Origin of the sequence: Porcincola intestinalis (assembly GCF_009696445.1) — a bacterium.
Classification (GTDB): Bacteria; Bacillota; Clostridia; order Lachnospirales; family Lachnospiraceae; genus Porcincola; species Porcincola intestinalis.
Map to the genome: position 1 here is coordinate 131,299 of NZ_VULZ01000003.1, position 14,109 is coordinate 145,407.

13 protein-coding genes are annotated in these 14,109 nt (G+C 53.9%); 2 read left to right on the top strand and 11 right to left on the bottom strand.

Going from position 1 to position 14,109, the window contains the following annotated elements; translation table 11 throughout:
- Positions 1-7 precede the first annotated feature (7 nt).
- The 4 genes from FYJ35_RS04155 to FYJ35_RS04170 form a co-directional block, all read right to left on the bottom strand.
- The gene (locus FYJ35_RS04155) at positions 8-1,111 is read right to left on the bottom strand and encodes a GerMN domain-containing protein (protein ID WP_154523604.1); all 1,104 of its coding nucleotides are present in this window, start codon (positions 1,109-1,111) and stop codon (positions 8-10) included.
- 133 nt (positions 1,112-1,244) lie between these two features.
- On the bottom strand, positions 1,245-2,711 hold the full coding sequence (locus FYJ35_RS04160) for a sensor histidine kinase (protein ID WP_154523607.1): 1,467 nt from the start codon (positions 2,709-2,711) through the stop codon (positions 1,245-1,247).
- A 312-nt stretch (positions 2,712-3,023) separates the two neighbouring features.
- A complete protein-coding gene (locus FYJ35_RS04165; RefSeq protein WP_154523610.1) occupies positions 3,024-3,701 on the bottom strand; it encodes a DUF4956 domain-containing protein in 678 nt (225 codons plus the stop codon).
- Between the two features lie 53 nt (positions 3,702-3,754).
- Positions 3,755-4,492, bottom strand: coding sequence for a polyphosphate polymerase domain-containing protein (locus tag FYJ35_RS04170; protein ID WP_205839703.1), 738 nt, complete (start codon positions 4,490-4,492; stop codon positions 3,755-3,757).
- 167 nt (positions 4,493-4,659) lie between these two features.
- On the opposite strand from FYJ35_RS04170, the gene FYJ35_RS04175 reads away from it, so the two are divergent.
- Entirely contained in the window at positions 4,660-5,337 is a 678-nt protein-coding gene (locus FYJ35_RS04175; RefSeq protein ID WP_154523616.1) for a response regulator transcription factor, read from the top strand.
- Positions 5,330-6,613, top strand: a complete 1,284-nt coding sequence (locus FYJ35_RS04180) for a sensor histidine kinase (RefSeq protein WP_205839704.1) — start codon at positions 5,330-5,332, stop codon at positions 6,611-6,613. The genes FYJ35_RS04175 and FYJ35_RS04180 overlap by 8 nt, the downstream gene beginning before the upstream one ends.
- A 61-nt stretch (positions 6,614-6,674) precedes the next feature.
- On the opposite strand, the gene FYJ35_RS04185 is transcribed toward FYJ35_RS04180, so the two are convergent.
- The 7 genes from FYJ35_RS04185 to glpK form a co-directional block, all read right to left on the bottom strand.
- Complete coding sequence (locus tag FYJ35_RS04185) at positions 6,675-7,067, bottom strand: hypothetical protein (RefSeq protein WP_154523622.1); 393 nt, start codon at positions 7,065-7,067, stop codon at positions 6,675-6,677.
- On the bottom strand, positions 7,051-8,076 hold the full coding sequence (locus tag FYJ35_RS04190; protein ID WP_154523625.1) for a phosphodiester glycosidase family protein: 1,026 nt from the start codon (positions 8,074-8,076) through the stop codon (positions 7,051-7,053). The genes FYJ35_RS04185 and FYJ35_RS04190 overlap by 17 nt, the downstream gene beginning before the upstream one ends.
- The gene (locus FYJ35_RS04195; RefSeq protein ID WP_154523628.1) at positions 8,073-9,197 is read right to left on the bottom strand and encodes a bifunctional glycosyltransferase family 2/GtrA family protein; all 1,125 of its coding nucleotides are present in this window, start codon (positions 9,195-9,197) and stop codon (positions 8,073-8,075) included. Before FYJ35_RS04195 ends, FYJ35_RS04190 begins: the two co-directional genes overlap by 4 nt.
- 45 nt (positions 9,198-9,242) lie before the next feature.
- Positions 9,243-10,547 carry a carbohydrate-binding domain-containing protein gene (locus tag FYJ35_RS04200; RefSeq protein WP_154523631.1) on the bottom strand — a complete coding sequence of 435 codons (1,305 nt, stop codon included), beginning with the start codon at positions 10,545-10,547 and terminating at the stop codon, positions 9,243-9,245.
- 184 nt (positions 10,548-10,731) lie between these two features.
- Positions 10,732-11,421 carry a response regulator transcription factor gene (locus tag FYJ35_RS04205; RefSeq protein WP_154523634.1) on the bottom strand — a complete coding sequence of 230 codons (690 nt, stop codon included), beginning with the start codon at positions 11,419-11,421 and terminating at the stop codon, positions 10,732-10,734.
- Positions 11,422-11,447: 26 nt separating this feature from the next.
- Positions 11,448-12,359, bottom strand: coding sequence for a helix-hairpin-helix domain-containing protein (locus FYJ35_RS04210; RefSeq protein ID WP_154523637.1), 912 nt, complete (start codon positions 12,357-12,359; stop codon positions 11,448-11,450).
- Between the two features lie 90 nt (positions 12,360-12,449).
- Entirely contained in the window at positions 12,450-13,958 is a 1,509-nt protein-coding gene (gene glpK, locus FYJ35_RS04215; RefSeq protein WP_154523640.1) for a glycerol kinase GlpK, read from the bottom strand.
- Positions 13,959-14,109: the final 151 nt, after the last annotated feature.

Consider the following 14,109-nt stretch of genomic DNA (forward strand, 5'->3'; position numbering starts at 1 on the left):
CTTCAGGTCAGCCTTCCGTCGCTGCCTCTGACGAAGCTTCCTGCCGGCTAGTGTCAACCAGGACGCCTGCCTCCTCGCCGGAGCCGGCCTGCTCCACAATATCCGCGTCCGGCGTAAAGGTCTGATCAAGATTGACCTGTCCCCGGAACCGTTTGTCGCTTCTTCCCTCTATGGTGAAGCGAACCCCCTTCACGCCTTCATCCGCGCACGCCTCGCAGATTGCATTGACGAACGCATAGATCGCTGTCTCCGGCTGAACCGGGCTGTCCGCGGCCGGCAAATCATTCACCGCGCTGCTGAAATCAATGAGACAGGTGTCTCCCTTGATCCGTGCAGCCAGCACAATCACCGATGAACCGGTCACAGGAAGGAGACTGTCATCCTTTGGTCCGCTGATAATCTGCTCGGCGACAATCCGCTCCGTATTGATGTTGCTGGAATAGTAGATCTTCCGGTTTTCTTTTACCAGCTTTCTTCCGTCCTGACTGCTGAAATACAGCGGAAGCTCGAGCGTCCGGTAGGAGTTGATCGCATCGCCGTCCGGAACAATGAAGGTATCCTTGTTCATGGCACCGACCTCCGCGCCATTCAGCGTCAGCGGCTGCCCCTCGACTGTAAACCGCACCGTATCGACCCCCGGAAGCTGAACAAGCGTCTCGACAAGCGCCGCCCGAAGGAGCAGCTCCTGCGGCTTGGAGAGTGACAGATAACCCGAGCTGAAATCTACACCAATTTCGGAGATGCCGATCGTTGTGGAATTGATCTTCACCGAATCCGGCAGCGCTGTGATTTCCTTTTCCTTCGGGGATGTACAGAACTGCGTCAGAAGCTGCGTCAGAAGCTCCTTCAGGATTCCTTCGAAGTCCTGGCTCTCGGGTTTGTAATGCTCGTACTGAAGCTGGGTGCCGTCTGCATTCATATAGTAAATGCGGTAATTCCCCGTCTTTTTTCCTTCCGGCTGATCCTCCCCTGCCTTTGCGGAACACCCTGAAAGCACGCAAGCGAGAAGCATGCAAAGCGCCAGCAGCACCGCTGCTCCCCGCCTGAATCCGCTCGTTCTGATTCTGTTTTCACTCATCCTGCCCGTCATGTTCTTCCATCCGTCCGTCATCTCACGGTTTTTTCCGCCTGAGTCTTATTCAACGAGTTCCCCATACAGTGTACGCGCCAATGTACATTTTCTGACACGCCATCTGTCCGGTCCCTTATCCAACTGCCTTTCCAGCTGTCTTTCTGTCCGGCTTTCATGTTCCAGATGCTTCCGCTGCCTGCTCTTTCCCGGTCTTCGTGTACTTCAGCGGAATCCGTACAGTGAAGGTCGTCCCCTCTCCGAGCCTTGAGTAGACTCGAATCGCACCATGATGGACCAGAACCGCAGACCGCGTGATCGCCAGTCCCAGCCCGGTGCCTCCGATCTCCCGGCTGTGCGATTTATCAACCCGGTAGAAACGCTCAAATATATGGTCCTGGTCCTCCTTCGGGATGCCGATTCCGGAGTCCTCAACCTTGATGTAGAAATAGGTATTGTCCACATTCAGCGAGACATGGACCCAGCCCTTCTCCTTGTTGTACTTGATTCCATTTTCAATCAGATTGGATATCGCAAGTGTCAGCTTCGTCCGATCAACCTGCGCGATGATCGGCTTGTAGCTCTCCAGGCTGATATCGATCTGCTGCTTCTCGGCAATCGGGCGCAGCCGCTTCAGAATCAGGTTGATCAGATCGTTGATATTCGTATCTTCAATATGAATGATCGTCGACTTCCGGTCCATCTTGACCAGTTCCAGCAGATCCGTGATAATTTTATTCTCCCGGTCGATCTCATGACTGATGTCAATCATGAAATCCTCGTACATCTCGTTCGGAACTTCCCCGACCTGTGCCTGCTGGATCAGCGAATCCGAGAGAACCTTCATGGAGGTCATCGGCGTCTTCAGCTCATGGGAGACATTGGAAACGAACTGCTGTCTGGATTCCTCCTGCTCTTTCAGATGGTGCCGCATCTGGTTGTATGCCTTCGCCAGCATCTCCGTTTCCGTATAATCCGGCATCGACAGATCCTCCGCAAGGAAGTCCGTACCGGAGTTCAGGTAATCGGTGACCTTCCGAAACGGCCGGACAAGGATACTCGACGCATAGAATGATACTGCGACAATTGCAAAGGTCAGGACAATCTGGAGCAACAGTACCGTCCTGGACAATGACCGCTCTCCTTCGATGATATCCGCTGTCGGAGCGGAGATTAAAAACGCTCCGCGAATCTCCTTCGTTGCATCATTTTCAATCGGCGTGATGACCTCGATGAAGTCGCTCGTTTGCGTATAATATTTCCCGTTTTTCCCTGAGAGGCAGTCGATCAGCTCCCTTGCGACGACCGTCTTTCCTTCATCCAGTCCATATGTGTCGCGGATGATCTTGTAATCCGAGTCGATGATCATCACCCGGCCCTGGTACAGATCAGCAACCTGCTTCATCCTGGACTCCAGGGTGTCCGACTGATTCCCGTCCAGATAGCCATCGGCAATGAAATCCGCGCCCATCAAGGTGCACTGACTCCGGATCAGGTACGCCCGCTGTTCCACTGTCTGGTGCTCATAGTTTTTCAGAATCCCGGACTTGATCAGGTTGATCGGAACCAGCCCTGTCACAAGCAGGATGATCAGCACCCTGAAATGCATACTTTTCGCAACCTTGCGAAGCCTGTCCCTCATCTGTAAGCGTCCCTCAACTTTTCTGCCTCTTCTCTGACATCCTCGCGGACAGTTTTCTCCTGTTCACGATCCCGTATTCTGTGTCAGATGATCCCAACTGAGCCTCTCTGATACTATATGAGCCTCGCAGAGAAGTCAAGCGCGTCTGGGCGGAGGACACTCGTACAGCTGGCTTGGGATGACGGCTCAGCTGACCTTGGGATAACAGCTCAGCTGGCCTTGGAATAACAGCTCAGCTGGCCAGGTACAGGACAGCTGTCAGGAGACAAGCCAGGCAGGGACAGGACGGCTGTCAGGGGCAAGCCAGAGGCGTCAGAGTTCCTGAACATTTTCCGCAACGCGCCCATAGACGACGGACAGATTTCCATTTCTTGCGCGGATCTCGTCCAGCATGGCCTTCTGATCCTTCTCATTCTTCATTGTAATCATGTAGCTGAGCTCGTACATGCTCCCAAGTCCAACCGTCTTGACACGCTCGAGCCTGCTGCCGGTCGTATACTTTATGAAGATGTCGTCAAAGATCTCTGTGTAATCGAGGTTCTCCGGGATGGTCACCCGAAGTGACCGTTCCCCATTGCCCTTTCCTGCATAGGAGGACTTCATCAGGAGTACAAAGCATCCCGAGAGAAGTACCGTGAAGACAGCTGCAAAGGCGAGCTGTCCCATCCCGCACGCCAGTCCGATGGTCATAGCAAAGAAGATCGACAGAATCTCCCTCGAGGTACCAGGCACCGACCGGAACCGTACCAGGGAAAATGCACCTGCCACAGCGACTGCGCTGCCCAGAGATCCATTTGTCATGAAGATAACGGTCGCGACCATCGCCGGCAGAAGCGCCAGGGTCACGACAAAGTTTTTCGTAAACCGCTCGCTGCAGTACATATAGACGGCTGAAAATACCAGCCCGAGGACCAGCGCCGCCGCGAGGCAGATCATGGCTGTTGTAAATGTGATCGAATCAGAAGAATTGCTGATAATACTCGTAAACATAACCTGTTCCTCCTCTAGCTGAGTAAACCGCCATCTTAACAGCGGGTGTCTTGTCATCTGCAGGCTGCCTGCACGGAGACATCCGCCCTGCTGTGGCTGATCCTGTAAGCCTCCCCATATTTGGAAAAGGATGCCGGAAAAATCCTCAGCTCGCTCAGGATTCTGGCCATTTCTATCGGGAGGGCATCTCCTACCTTCAGTTCCATCAGGTACGGCGTCTCGGTACGAAGAGGGCTTCCCCCGTCTCCGTCCTCCAGCCTCAGGTCCTGCTCCCTGTAACGGATATTCCGGTCGATTGTCATCCGGAAGTCCGGGTCAAACGCCCCCTGGTAGGAATCGCGGTCGTAGCAGAGTACCATTGCCGGATGCGGCCTGTAAAACGCTCTGAAATACTCCAGCTCCCTGTTGATCTGACTGTCCAGTGCCGGTCTGATCCCCCGCTGGAGAAAATTCTCCGCCTCCCGCAGGCTCATCTCCGACCGGCGCTTATAGACAATTCCGTCGTATTTTTTCTTCAACTCCACGAAAACCGGACTTCGCTTTCCGGGAATCCCGTAGCTCCTGACTCGAAGCTTTTCTTTGTAGACTGGTTTGTCCAGGGATCTGGTCACAAGTTCATCGTGTTCCGTATCATAGTAGATATTCAGAATCAGGCTGTGCGGATAGGCCTCATCCGGAACACGAAGCATTTTCGTGTGCTCCATGAACCCCTGATACTGAGCCCTGCTCATCCTGTACTTGACCTCTGTCCGCTGAAAGGTCAGTATCGTCTGCTCCTTTTTCCCTGCCATCCTGTTCTTCCTTTCTGCATGACGATGCATGTAAATTTCATGTGTGTTTTCGGTATGAGCAGAGTGTAAGGGGATAAATTAAAACCAACCTAAAACTCATTTTTGTTTTGTTTTAGGTTGGTATGACATATCATATATACGATGACTACAGGTAAGGAGGTTCTTACATGAAGCTATTGTTTGCCGAGGATGATCCATATGTTTCGCGTTCTGTCACTGCGCTTCTGACACGCAGCCACTACAGCGTGGATCCGGTTTCTAATGGATATGACGCCCTGACTTACCTGACAGGCGGAGATTATGATGCCTGCATCATGGATATCATGATGCCAGGTATGAATGGCGACGAAGTGGTTCGGAAAGCCCGGGCTGCCGGCAGTCAGGTGCCGGTCATCATGCTGACCGCGATGGGTGAGGTGGAGGACCGGATCAATGGCCTTGACGCCGGCGCGGACGATTATCTGGCCAAGCCCTTCGACGGCGGAGAACTGCTGGCCCGAATCCGTGCGCTCCTGCGCCGCCATGAATCGTATTCTCCGGACATCGTCACATACGGGGACCTGACGCTGAACCGGAGCACGTTCGCCCTGTCCTGCCATGGAAAAAGTGTCTCTCTTTCCAACAAGACTTTTCAGATGATGGAGATGCTGATGCTCTCCCCCGGCAGGATCATCTCCGTGGACGAATTCATGCAGCACATCTGGGGCTGGGACTCCGAGTCCGAAATCAATGTTGTCTGGGTCAATATATCGACTTTGCGCAAGCAGCTGTCCGCGATGGGCTCAGAAACGGCCATCAAGGTCGTCCGCGGCGCAGGCTACAGGCTGGAGAAGACAGATGTTTAAGAAGGTTCGCAGAAAATTTATCATCAGTGCCATGTCCGCGACGCTAGTCGTGACACTGGCACTGATCATTTCCATCAATCTCATCAACTATATGCAGGTGACCGGGAATCTGAAAGCCGTGATGGACGAAATGGATCCGCGCCAGGCCTTTTCTGCTCCGCAGGATCAGGAGATGAGAGATGAGGAGGACATGACAGAGCCGGATGGCAGCAGTCCGGCATATCCGCCCGACTTTCACAGAGAAATGCGCAACACTGCAGAGGTGCAGTATGCCGGCCGGTATTTCACAATCCTTGTAGATGGGAGCGGTACCTCGCATGCAAGCGGAGGCTCCTTCGGACTTGATGATGAGGAGGCTTCGACCCTGGCCTCTGACATTCTCAACCGCAAACACCCTTCGGGCATCTACAATAACTATCTCTATGAGGTCCGGGAAATCGGAAATGAAGGCCAGAAGCTGGTTCGTCTGCTCGACTGCACGACGGAGCTCGGAGCTATGCGGTCGCTCCTTCTGACCTCGATCCTGGTCGGACTTGGCGGACTTCTTTTAACGTTCCTATTTATATGCCGGATGTCAGAGAAGGCAATCTGGCCGCTTCGGGAAAGCATGGAAAAGCAGAAGCGCTTCATCACAGATGCCGGACACGAGCTGAAGACCCCACTCTCGGTCATCGGAACCAACATGGACATTCTCGCGATGGATCTGCCGGACAATGAGTGGGTGAAAGGAACGAAGAAACAGGTTGGAAAACTCCGGGGACTCATCGAGCACCTGATCAGCCTGTCCCGGCTGGAGGAAGCCCAAGGCGAGCTGAAGATGAAACCGTTCAACCTCAGCCAGGCTGTGCAGGACACAGCAGACGCATTTGAAGGAATCGGGGACATGAACAACACCCCGGTCTGCACGAAGATCGCGGAGAATCTTACGGTGACGGCAGACGAGGCTTCCATCGTCCAGCTTCTGACCATTCTGACCGATAATGCCCTCAAGTATGCCCTGCCAGACACGGATGTGGAGCTGAGGCTTTCCCGGCAGGGACGCCATGTCTGCTTCGAGACCGTCAACGTCTGGGACAGATCGACCCCCTCTGACCAGCTGGATCGTTTTTTCGACCGTTTCTACCGGGGCGATCCTTCCAGGAGCGGTGGAGCAAAAGCCAGAGGATATGGACTCGGCCTCTCCATCGCTCAGGCAATCGCTGCCAGAAATCATCTTACCCTTCATGTCTCGGAGGATGAAGCGCACCGGATTGTTTTCCGGGTTCTCTTTCCGTGATGAATCCCGGCTAATTTTCTGACGGCACGCTTCTGTTTCCGTAAAACTCACTCCTGTTTCCTCAGGACTCCTTTCTTTTCATCACTGCCATGCCTGCTGCTAAGATGAAAAACAGGGCTGCTGCCGGGACATAGACGACCGTCCACCGGTTGGTTGTCCCGTAGATTTCGATGACGCCCTTCATGATGAAGCCTTGCGAAAGCGTGAAGATGCCGAGCTGCCAAAGCCCGGAGGCCGCGGCACGCCGCTGCTCTCCGTTCTCTGCCGCATGCCGCCGGTGCAGCCTTTCGCTGCCCAGATACGGAATGGATCCCGCCAGTGGAATCAGCCAGGCTCCGAGCATGTATCCGGATATGACGCCGTGGGAGAAATGCTCATAAATCAGAGCAAATACCAGCAGGAATACCGCCGCGGCTACATTTCTGGTCAGATATTTCTTATCCGATATAAACAATGTCCGACACCGCCCTTTCCTTGATCCGACCGTTTGTCGTCGGATTGTTGATGACCGATCCGTTGAAATACATCGTGGAGCTTCCGCCGCCATCCAGATTGTACGCTGTCCTGCAGCCAAGGCTTTCCATAAATTCTGCCAGCTCATACAGGCTCAGCCCCTTGCTCTCATCCGTCCGCCCATCCGAGACGACAAAGACATAATGATTGTCATCGATCTGTCCGATTGCTGTCCGCGGGTTGGAATTCATTGCACGGGAAACCTCCGTATTTTCTCCAACCGTCACCTCCCCGTCTGACAAAAGTCCCGGTCCGAAGCTCCACGCCTGCCAAACTCCCTGGTCAAGAAGCTCCTGCACCGTCACATCATCGCTGTCCAGCACCTTCATCGATCCATCTGCGTACAGAACGAGAATATCCTCTCCGTCGGACGTTTCCCTGTATGCCACGCCGTTCCGGATCACATAGCCGGATTCCTGCGCGCCATAATAGTCCCCATTGATCGCGAGCACCGCCTGATTCTCTGAAGCGATGGTGGAGGTGTACGCCGTGATGTTCTTTCCATATGTGTCATCCGCCAAGGCGGTTTTAATGATCTCTGCACTGGAGACAGTGATATCCGCTACGTAGATGGCGGTGTCATATTCCTGGTACTTTGTCACTGTGATGCTGTAATCATCCGTCTTTGCTGTTCCAAGGCTCGTTCCGGACAGTCCGCCTGCGGAAGCTGTCACTACGTCACTGTCCGCCGTCGCCACAGCTGTGCTCTCTGCAACTGTCGCGGCTGTGGCCGTGCTTTCTGCAGCTGCCGCAGCTGTGCTCTCTGTGGCTGTTGCGGCTGTGCTTTCTGCAGCTGCCCTGCTCTCCAATTCTGAGAACAGCGTGCTGTCGCTTGCCTTTACGGATGAGTAGGATGCCGGAATGACAAACGTGTCAAGCGCGACAAACAAAGAAAAGGCTGTGACGGCCCCTCTTGCCCAGATCCCCCACCATCTCTTCTTCCTTTTCATTCCACTTCTCCTTTTCCGCAAACCGTCAGATATCCTTCCGGCTTCACACTGCACGCTGGCTTGTCTCTGAAGATGATCCATTTCTGCACGATCCAGCTGAGTGTGAAAAAAGTAAGCTCGGTCACCAGCTTTGCCAGGTATCTGCTGATCCCTGCCCCTTCGACCAGGATGTTCAGAAGAATGGTGTTTCCTGCAAGAATGGCGGCTGCCAGGATTGCGTATTGAAAAGCGCTGACTGCAGTCTTTTCTCTTGACCGGAACACATATTTCCGATTGATGGTAAAGTTTACCGTGGCGCTCAGCGCTCTGGCCAGGATGTTTGAAATGGTAACTGCGAACACAGCCGGCGCACCCATCCATCCCACCATCGTCACAAGGGCTGCGTAAGCGCCGTAGTCTGTCAGAAAGCCGATCAGGGAAGAAAGTCCGAACTTCACGACATCCGGAACCTTCAGAATGCACCTGTAGATACGGATCGAATCCTTTACCGGATCAAAGTGGGAGGTCTCATTTCCATTGATATAGATTTTTGAAACCGGAATCTCCACAATCGGTCGCTTCTGGTCTGCAAAGACAAGCAGCATATTCATCTCATATTCATAGCGGTCGCCCGGAATGTTTAACAGCGGCGGAACCAGTCTGTCGGAGAAGGCTCTCAGCCCGGTCTGTGTGTCATAGACAGACACTCCTGCCCTGATCCGGAAAGCCTGCCGCGTCAGGGTGTTTCCAAAACGGGACCTAAGTGGCACCCGTACCTGTCCCCCATCATCCCGCCGGCTGCCCAGAATCAGCGCCTCGGGCTGCTTTTCTGCCTTCTGGCAGCACCGGACGGCATCCGCCGTCTTATGCTGCCCGTCCGCATCCACCGTCACCACGGTATAAGGCGGTTGATAACGCTGCCGGATATATCGAAGTCCATCTTTGAGAACAGCACCTTTGCCGCGATTCTTCCGGTAGGAAAGAACCGCTCCATAGGCTGCCGCCTCTTCGAACACCTCATGGTAACGGCAGCCGCTACCATCATTGACGATCACAACCTCAAATCCTGTCTCACAAAGCTCGCGGGCAGTATTAACCAGTTTCAGATCCGGTTCAAATGCCGGAATTAACGCGATTCTCATAGAATCACCTCCGTTCTTTCTTCCGGTATATGGCAGCTGGCGTCATCAGATTCCCTGTCCGCCCGCCGATTCCCCCACGGTGGGGGTACTTTCAGAATCTGCATCTGTGCTGCCGGAGTCCTGATCACTCTTCTGTCTGTTCCCCGGTTCCTTCCTCCCGAAAACCTGGTTTCCGGCACCTGGATTACTGGCTCCGACATCTGTCTTCCCGGTGCTCTCATCCGTACTGCCGGACTCCGCATCCGTCTCATCTGTGCTCCCGGAATTTGCATCCGTGTCACCGGGATGCTGATTCCCTGGTCCATGACCGTCAGGTATCATGCCTTCTTTGCCCATTCCGCCTCCGAACTGGTTGGTCAGCTCTGTCACCTCTTCCCCGTTTACAGCGACGGTTCCGCCATTGAGTGCCCCGGTTCCATCGTAGTCAAACGGAGAATTGCACTCGATCGAAATATTTCCGCCATTGATTGTGAGATCGCCATTGGAATCAATTCCATCTGTATCACCTGCTCCCATCTTGATCGACAGTGTTCCGCCATTGATCTCAACCTGCACATTGTTCTTGTCGCTGTTCGCCGCAGCATTGATTCCATCATCACTTGCGCTGATCTCAAATGTTCCTCCATCAATCCGGACATACGTGCTCTCCATGCCTTCCTTCGCGTCGATTGTGAAGGTTCCGTCACAGATGGCAGTCGAGTCATTGGACTCCAGTCCCTTTCCGGATGCTGTAATGTTGTACGTACCGCCCGTGACGGTTAGTTCATCCTTTGACGTGATGCCATTGTCCGTCGAGCTGATTGTGAGCGTTCCTGTCCCGTTCAGCGTCAGATCGGACTTTGCGAAGATCACGGCATCTGTCTTGACATCGTTTTCTGTATCTTCCGTAAATGTCCCGGATACCGTGAGTGCATTCTCGCTGCCCTCCGCCGTCGTGACGAAACACTTGTCCGCATCCAGCACGTAGATGACCGGAGACGACGTGTTGGTTACCGTCACATTATCCAGGATGAGCTGCACCTTGGCTTCAGGTGCATTGACAAGCACTGTACAGTCTGATGCAGTTCCCTGGAGAATGTACGTTCCTTCCTCTGTGATGGACAGGGTCTGTCCGTCGGTCACCTCAATTGTCTGTGCGTCTGATGTATCCGGGCTTTGCTCCATGTCGCGGTCTGAATACCACTCTCCGTCTGTCGTATCAGCAGCTTCCGATGCTTCTGAATCGACAGTGCTTTCTGATGCTGTCGTCGTCTCTGAAGCATTTGATGAATTGGCGGCATAGGCTGTCAGCATGATGGACAGTCCAAGGATAGCGGCTGGAAAAAGTACTCTGAAAAATTTGTTCTTCATGGTCTGTTCCTCTCTTTCTATCTTGTGAACAACAGGTTCCGTATCAGCCTGATTGATTCAATTTGAACTGATAGGACTGTTATAGAGGATCAACCTTAAGCCAAATTAAAAGCGGGACAGCAAACCTGCTGTCCCGCTGATGTTTCAATTATCTATTTACATCTCATGATACATTCTTCATTCATTATGCGGCAAAGTAGTATCCAACCCCCCACTTGGTGTGGACATACTTCGGGTCGGAAGGATTCTCCTCGATCTTCTCACGCAGCCGTCTGATATGGACATCGACTGTGCGGACATCACCCGGATAATCATAGCCCCAGACAAGATTCAGCAGATTCTCACGGCTGTAGACCTTGTTCGGATTCAGAACCAGCAGCTCCAGAACATCGAATTCCTTTGCCGTCAGATTGATGTCCTTTCCCTTGATCGACACCCTGCGCGCATCACAGTCCATGACAAGGTCTCCAGCCTGAACGACCTTCTCCTTCTGCTCCTGTGCAGCCTTTGTCTGCGTTCTGCGCATGATGGCCTTGATCCGGGCTTTGACCTCAAGAATATTAAAAGGCTTCGTGATATAGTCATCCGCTCCGTACTCCAGGCCGAGGATCTTGTCCATGTCCTCACCCTTGGCAGTCAGCATGATAATCGGCACATCCGAAAACTCCCGGATCTGCTGGCAGACCTGCAGGCCATCCAGCTTCGGAAGCATAAGATCCAGAAGAACAATGTCATATTGGTTCTCCCTTGCCTTCTGAACAGCTTCCTCCCCGTCATAGGCGCAGTCCACTTCCATATCATCCTGCTCCAGACTGAAGCGGATTCCTTTCACGATCAGCTTTTCATCATCAACAACAAGAACCTTCTTTGCCATGCTCTCTGCCTCTGCCTTCGCCTTTGTCAAACTGTAATCCGATCCTGGATCTTTGAATACACTGCCGATTTAATCCCACTGATGTTCATGATCTCCTCAGGAGTCGTGAACGCACCGTGCTCCTCCCTGTACCGGATAATTGAATCCGCCTTGGATTCTCCGATGCCCGGGAGCGTCATCAGCTCTTCCCTCTGCGCAGTATTCAGGTTCACACGCGCCTCTCCGTCGTTCCCGGTGGACGCCGGGCTTCCAGTTCCGTTCTTTTCAGGCACTTGTCCGGAAGCAGCGGAACTAGTGCCTCCCTGACTGATACCAATTGCCGTCCCCTGGCTGTCTGTGAGTCCTTTGCTCCCGGAAATGAGTCCCCCGCTGCTGTCTGTATGCCCGGCTTGCCTGAGAATCGCGGTTTCTTCTCTTGTCGGAACTGTGAGCATCGCACCGTCAAAGAGCGGCTGCGCCTGGTTGAGCCATTCAGTATCCGCATCGCTTCGAAAACCGCCGGCGGCCTCAATCGCCCGAAAAATCCGGGCATTCTCCTCAAGCTGATAGACACCAGGCCGGTTCACCGCACCGCGCACATAAACCACGATCTTCGCTGCAGTCACCTGCATATTGTCCGACGCTGCACTGTCAGGCACGGGCGCCCTGCCTGCGGCTGCTGCTGCGGTGTCTGCTGCCTCTGCTACACTGTCTGCTGCAGCTTCCTTATCTTCGGCTGCAGTACTATCTGTCGCCGCTGTCACACTGTCCGCCGCTGCTGCCGCACCTTCTGCTGCAGCCTCATGCTCCGTGCTCCGAACGGGATGAGTTGGCAGATCCTGGATTCCGGTCACCTCGACCATCTGTCCGCTTCCGCATCCAGCTGTCAGCCCTGAAAGCAGAAGAATGAGAAGGAGTCTGCACCTTCCTGCCGCGCTTTTCTTACATATCTGTTTCAATCCGCACAACCTCCCGGACCAGGAATCCGGTTTTCCCCGCCATGCGTGTCATCAGTTTAACAAAATATTCACAATTTGTGAAGCCTTGCTTCATGCTCTATAGTCCGCCCAGGCGAGCGCCGCTGCGACAGCTCTGTGCCATCCGCCCAGGAGACTTTCCCGCTCCTCCTCCGTCATGGTGGGCTCAAAGACATGACCGACAGACCAGTTCTCCCGCAGCTCCTCCTTATCCTTCCAGACCCCTGTGCACAGTCCGGCCAGGAATGCCGCGCCCATCGCCGTTGTCTCCACGCATTCAGGCCTGGTGACCTCCGTATTCAGAAGGTCAGACTGAAACTTCATCAGGAAATCATTCGCGGAAGCTCCTCCATCCACTTTGAGATTGCAAATCTGAAGCTCCGAATCCTTCTCCATCGCCGTCAGGACATCCGCCGTCTGGTAAGCCAGAGATTCCACCGTTGCACGCACCAGATGGCTTCTGTTTGTTCCCCTTGTCAGGCCGACAATCATCCCCCTCGCCGATGAATTCCAGTACGGAGCCCCGAGCCCGGTAAAAGCAGGCACAACATAGCAGCCGTCTGTGTCCTCAACCTCTCTGCAGTACCGTTCGGATTCCGGCGCCGAGGGGATGATCTTCAGCTCATCCCTGAGCCACTGGATCGAAGCTCCGGCGACGAACACGGAACCCTCAAGCGCATACTGCACCTTTCCTGGCGCAAGAGAGACGGCAATCGTCGATAGGAGGCCATGGCTGGAGCTGATGACCTTGTTTCCTGTGTTCATCAGCATGAAGCACCCTGTCCCGTACGTATTCTTTACATCTCCCGCATCAAAGCAGCACTGCCCGAAAAGTGCGCTCTGCTGATCCCCGGCAGCCCCGCAGATCGGGATGCCGTCACCGATCAGGCAGTCCTTCGTCCTGCCATACGGATAACTTGACGGAACGACCTCCGGCAGCATCTGTTCCGGGATTCCCAGCTTCTCCAGGATCTCCTGATCCCAGCAAAGATTGTGGATGTCGAACATCATCGTCCTGGACGCATTCGTATAGTCTGTGACATGGACGTCGCCGCCCGTCAGATTCCAGATCAGCCAGCTGTCAACCGTTCCGAACAGCAGCCGCCCCTTTCGGGCAAGTTCCCGGCTTCCAGGGACATGGTCAAGAATCCATTTCAGCTTTGTGGCAGAAAAATAAGGGTCTGGAATCAGTCCGGTCTTCTCCCGGATTCTGTCTCCAAACCCATCCTGAACCAGCTCCTCCACAATCGGAGATGTCCGCCTGCACTGCCAGACAATCGCATTGTAGACCGGTTTTCCGGTAAACCGGTCCCATACAATCGTTGTCTCGCGCTGATTTGTGATACCGATCGCCGCAATATTCTCCGGACCTGCCCCGATCCTGCCCATGGCTTCCGCAGCAACACCGATCTGGGTCGACCAGATCTCCATCGGATTCTGCTCGACCCAGCCCGGGTGCGGATAAATCTGCTGAAACTCGCGCTGAACAAGCGAGCAGACCTTTCCCTTTCTGTCAAAGAGAATGCAGCGGTTTGATGTCGTCCCCGCATCCAGCGCCATGATATACTGTCCCTGTTCCATAGGTAATTCCTCCCATGTTTGTGTTCAATAGCACTATTATACCAAACATGAGAGACCTTGTCCTGATATACGGGCAAACTGCACAGCATTTAGAGCCGTCATCACCGGCAAACCTGCAAACATGACAACCTTTGCACCGGCACCCTGACGA

Excerpts from the sequence above, each read along its gene's own strand:
- FYJ35_RS04175 (WP_154523616.1), top strand. The coding sequence starts at position 4,660 with ATGAAGCTATTGTTTGCCGAGGATGATCCATATGTTTCGCGTTCTGTC.
- FYJ35_RS04155 (WP_154523604.1), bottom strand. The coding sequence starts at position 1,111 with ATGACGGACGGATGGAAGAACATGACGGGCAGGATGAGTGAAAACAGA.
- FYJ35_RS04160 (WP_154523607.1), bottom strand. The coding sequence starts at position 2,711 with ATGAGGGACAGGCTTCGCAAGGTTGCGAAAAGTATGCATTTCAGGGTG.
- FYJ35_RS04165 (WP_154523610.1), bottom strand. The coding sequence starts at position 3,701 with ATGTTTACGAGTATTATCAGCAATTCTTCTGATTCGATCACATTTACA.
- FYJ35_RS04200 (WP_154523631.1), bottom strand. The coding sequence starts at position 10,547 with ATGAAGAACAAATTTTTCAGAGTACTTTTTCCAGCCGCTATCCTTGGA.
- glpK (WP_154523640.1), bottom strand. The coding sequence starts at position 13,958 with ATGGAACAGGGACAGTATATCATGGCGCTGGATGCGGGGACGACATCA.
- FYJ35_RS04190 (WP_154523625.1), bottom strand. The coding sequence starts at position 8,076 with ATGAAAAGGAAGAAGAGATGGTGGGGGATCTGGGCAAGAGGGGCCGTC.
- FYJ35_RS04180 (WP_205839704.1), top strand. The coding sequence starts at position 5,330 with ATGTTTAAGAAGGTTCGCAGAAAATTTATCATCAGTGCCATGTCCGCG.
- FYJ35_RS04205 (WP_154523634.1), bottom strand. The coding sequence starts at position 11,421 with ATGGCAAAGAAGGTTCTTGTTGTTGATGATGAAAAGCTGATCGTGAAA.
- FYJ35_RS04170 (WP_205839703.1), bottom strand. The coding sequence starts at position 4,492 with ATGGCAGGGAAAAAGGAGCAGACGATACTGACCTTTCAGCGGACAGAG.
- FYJ35_RS04195 (WP_154523628.1), bottom strand. The coding sequence starts at position 9,197 with ATGAGAATCGCGTTAATTCCGGCATTTGAACCGGATCTGAAACTGGTT.